Origin of the sequence: Acinetobacter sp. 18QD2AZ41W (genome assembly GCF_009829025.1) — a bacterium.
Taxonomy (GTDB): Bacteria; Pseudomonadota; Gammaproteobacteria; order Pseudomonadales; family Moraxellaceae; genus Acinetobacter; species Acinetobacter pseudolwoffii.
In genome coordinates this window covers 1-4,211 of the sequence record NZ_WURP01000034.1, presented here as the reverse complement: position 1 = coordinate 4,211, position 4,211 = coordinate 1, and the positions used below count along the sequence as shown (strand labels likewise).

The following is a 4,211-nucleotide window of genomic DNA, read 5'->3' as shown; positions in this document are numbered from 1 at the left end:
CAGGGGTGTCGAAAGAGTCAACTGCGGTCCAAAGCTGTTGGACTTGGGTGAAAAGGGCGTTTATTCTTCCTATACGTTGTTCAGAATAACATTGTTCCGCCAACAATCAATTCGGTAGATATTGAACCTGAATATAGGGATATATTTAACTTGACGTTACACCAATCACAACAACGGCAAGTGAATTACGCAATGAGTAATACTTTTGGTTTTGGCGGACACATTGCCACAAGTATTTTTAAAAAATATGCTGAATAGAGAGTAGGTGCTAACTTCGGTTTGCTCGTGTTGGCGCTAAATCGAAAGTTCAAGTATCCCAACATGTTCCTTCGTATAGAAGTTAAAAGTTGGCAATTATCGTAGAACAACCTACAGACAACACCAATATGTAACCGATAAATAATTACAAAATATGACCGACAGAGTAAACATCATCAATAACTACATCGATGGATACAACCAATTTGATATCAAAAAAATGGTTGCAGACCTTGACGATAATATTGTTTTTGAAAACATTCAAAATAATGATATAAGTTTATCGCTGAAAGGGTTAACAGCGTTTAAACAACAGGCAGAAACAGCAAAAACATACTTTGCAAAGAGAACACAGACAGTTAAATCGTTTAGGCATTTTGACAACAGCACTGAAATAGAAATTGATTATACAGCAATTTTAGCAATTGACTTTCCGAACGGCTTAAAAAAAGGGCAAAAGCTAAAGTTATCAGGAAAATCCGTGTTTGAATTTAAAAAAAACAAAGTGATTAAATTGACAGACATTAGTTGACATTAAAACCAGCGAACAAGAATATGACTTTACTAAAACATAAAAAAATTACAATAATTGGTGCCGGGCCTGTTGGATTAACAATGGCGAGATTGTTACAGCAAAACGGCGTGGACATTACAGTTTACGAGAGAGACAAAGACCAAGATGCAAGGATTTTTGGTGGGACACTTGATCTGCACAGGGATTCGGGACAGGAAGCAATGAAAAGAGCGGGATTGTTACAAACTTATTATGACTTAGCTTTACCAATGGGTGTAAATATTGTTGATGAAAAGGGCAATATTTTAACCACAAAAAATGTAAGACCCGAAAATCGTTTTGACAATCCTGAAATAAACAGAAATGACTTAAGGACTATCCTATTAAATAGTTTACAAAATGATACCGTCATTTGGGATAGAAAACTTGTTACCCTTGAACCTGATAAGGAGAAGTGGATACTAACTTTTGAGGATAAATCGAGTGAAACAGCAGATCTGGTTATTATTGCCAATGGTGGAATGTCTAAAGTAAGAAAATTTGTTACCGACACGGAAGTTGAAGAAACAGGTACTTTCAATATACAAGCCGATATTCATCAACCGGAGGTGAACTGTCCTGGATTTTTTCAGCTTTGCAATGGAAACCGGCTAATGGCTGCTCATCAAGGTAATTTATTATTTGCGAATCCTAATAATAATGGTGCATTGCATTTTGGAATAAGTTTTAAAACACCTGATGAATGGAAAAGCAAAACGCGGGTAGATTTTCAAGACAGAAATAGTGTCGTTGATTTTCTCCTGAAAAAATTTTCCGATTGGGACGAACGCTACAAAGAACTGATTCGTTTGACATCATCTTTTGTAGGGTTAGCGACACGAATATTTCCCTTAGATAAGTCTTGGAAAAGTAAGCGTCCATTACCCATAACGATGATTGGAGATGCTGCTCATTTGATGCCTCCTTTTGCAGGACAAGGCGTAAACAGTGGGTTGATGGATGCCTTGATATTGTCGGATAATCTGACCAATGGGAAATTTAACAGCATTGAAGAGGCTATTGAAAATTATGAACAGCAAATGTTTGCTTATGGAAGAGAAGCACAGGCAGAATCAATAATAAACGAAACGGAAATGTTCAGCCTCGACTTTTCTTTCCAAAAACTAATGAATCTATAAAACAGAAAGGCGAGGAAATGAAAGAGAAAATAGTTAAAAAAAACGGAATAAGACTTTTTACCGAAAGTTTTGGATGTGAAAAAGATCCGGCAATACTCTTGATTGCGGGAGCAACGGTATCCATGTTGTATTGGGATGCTGAATTTTGCCAGAAACTATCTGAAAAGGGATTTTTTGTTATTCGCTACGACAATAGGGACGTAGGAAAATCTACTAATTACGAACCGGGTTCAACCCCCTATGATATTGTTGACTTAACCCATGATGCTATTTCAATTTTGGACGGCTATAAAATAGTCAAAGCCAATTTTGTGGGAATTTCACTGGGCGGACTGATTTCTCAAATAGCATCAATAAAATATGCCGACAGGGTAAGTTCAATAACACTAATCTCATCAGGTCCTTGGGGCGACTCAGACCCCACAATTCCTGAAATGGATACGCGTATTTTAGATTTTCACGGAAAAGCTGAAACCGTAGATTGGACAAATGAAGACAGTGTGGCAAATTATTTAATTCAAGGTGCTGAATTGATGAGCGGCAGGAAACAATTTGACAAACAAAGAAGTGAAAAACTGATTAGAGCCGAATTTAAAAGAGCTAATAACTATATAAGTATGTTCAATCATGCGGCACTGCAAGGTGGTGAAGAATACTGGAACAGATTGAGCGAAATCAATCAACCAACCTTAATTGTACACGGAACGGACGATAAAATATGGCATTTTAAGAATTCAGCAGTTTTACTTGAAAAGATAAACGGCTCAAAACTAATAACGCTTGATGGAACCGGACACGAACTACATTTCGAAGATTGGAATAAAATTATTGATGGAATAACGCAACATACAACAAATAACAAAAGAATGAACAAATAGGGTATTATGTATTTCCAAATCAACGGTTTAGAGATTGAAGCTAATATCAATGTGTTATGACGCTCAAGCTGGTGGAGCCGCTGCGCGAGCTGTTTAAAGATGAGGTGCGCAAGATCGGTATGGAGTTAGGTCTGCCCTACGACATGGTTTACCGTCATCCCTTCCCTGGCCCTGGCTTGGGTGTGCGTATTCTTGGCGAAGTAAAAAAAGAATATGCCGACAGGTTGCGCTTGGCTGATGCCATCTTTATCGAAGAGCTGTATGCCGCTGACCTGTATCACAAAACCAGCCAAGCCTTCGCTGTATTCTTGCCAGTGAAGTCGGTTGGCGTAGTGGGCGATGCCCGCCGCTATGAGTATGTGGTGGCATTGCGCGCAGTAGAAACTATCGATTTTATGACAGCGCGCTGGGCACACTTGCCGTATGAGTTTTTAGAAACGGTTTCTAGCCGCATCATTAATGAGATTCCCGGTATTTCGCGGGTAACCTACGATGTTTCCTCAAAGCCGCCGGCAACTATTGAGTGGGAGTGACGGGCACTGGCTGGCAATGTCTAGCAACGGCAGGCATTTCGGCTGAGGGTAAAAGAACTTTCCGCTAAGCGATAGACTGTATGTAAACACAGTATTGCAAGGACGCGGAACATGCCTCATGTGGCGGCCAGGACGGCCAGCCGGGATCGGGATACTGGTCGTTACCAGAGCCACCGACCCGAGCAAACCCTTCTCTATCAGATCGTTGACGAGTATTACCCGGCATTCGCTGCGCTTATGGCAGAGCAGGGAAAGGAATTGCCGGGCTATGTGCAACGGGAATTTGAAGAATTTCTCCAATGCGGGCGGCTGGAGCATGGCTTTCTACGGGTTCGCTGCGAGTCTTGCCACGCCGAGCACCTGGTCGCTTTCAGCTGTAAGCGTCGCGGTTTCTGCCCGAGCTGTGGGGCGCGGCGGATGGCCGAAAGTGCCGCCTTGCTGGTTGATGAAGTACTGCCTGAACAACCCATGCGTCAGTGGGTGTTGAGCTTCCCGTTTCAGCTGCGTTTCCTGTTTGCCAGCCGGCCCGAGATCATGGGGTGGGTGCTGGGCATCGTTTACCGCGTCATTGCCACGCACCTGGTCAAGAAAGCGGGCCATACCCACCAAGTGGCCAAGACGGGCGCGGTCACCCTGATCCAGCGTTTTGGATCGGCGCTCAATCTGAATGTTCACTTCCACATGCTGTTTCTCGACGGTGTGTATGTCGAGCAATCCCACGGCTCAGCGCGTTTCCGCTGGGTCAAGGCGCCGACCAGCCCAGAGCTCACCCAGCTGACGCACACCATCGCCCACCGGGTGGGTCGCTATCTGGAACGGCAAGGCCTGCTGGAACGGGATGTCGAAAACA

At 42.8% G+C, this 4,211-nt stretch carries 3 protein-coding genes and 2 pseudogenes; all 5 read left to right on the top strand.

Features of this window, described 5'->3' with window-relative positions; translation table 11 throughout:
* Window positions 1-412 precede the first annotated feature (412 nt).
* Window positions 413-790 carry a hypothetical protein gene (locus tag GVV58_RS14925; protein WP_044502095.1) on the top strand — a complete coding sequence of 126 codons (378 nt, stop codon included), beginning with the start codon at window positions 413-415 and terminating at the stop codon, window positions 788-790.
* Window positions 787-1,950, top strand: a complete 1,164-nt coding sequence (tet(X), locus tag GVV58_RS14920; protein WP_064754130.1) for a tetracycline-inactivating monooxygenase Tet(X) — start codon at window positions 787-789, stop codon at window positions 1,948-1,950. Before GVV58_RS14925 ends, tet(X) begins: the two co-directional genes overlap by 4 nt.
* Before the next feature lie 17 nt (window positions 1,951-1,967).
* The gene (gene estT, locus GVV58_RS14915; protein ID WP_077782102.1) at window positions 1,968-2,828 is read left to right on the top strand and encodes a macrolide hydrolase EstT; all 861 of its coding nucleotides are present in this window, start codon (window positions 1,968-1,970) and stop codon (window positions 2,826-2,828) included.
* A gap of 65 nt (window positions 2,829-2,893) precedes the next feature.
* Window positions 2,894-3,361: pseudogene (locus tag GVV58_RS14910) on the top strand (GMP synthase (glutamine-hydrolyzing)); the annotation flags it as partial.
* 111 nt (window positions 3,362-3,472) lie between these two features.
* A pseudogene (locus GVV58_RS14905) lies at window positions 3,473-4,211 on the top strand (IS91-like element ISVsa3 family transposase); the annotation flags it as partial.

Coding starts and splice junctions, on each gene's coding strand:
- GVV58_RS14925 (WP_044502095.1), top strand. CDS start 413: ATGACCGACAGAGTAAACATCATCAATAACTACATCGATGGATACAAC.
- estT (WP_077782102.1), top strand. CDS start 1,968: ATGAAAGAGAAAATAGTTAAAAAAAACGGAATAAGACTTTTTACCGAA.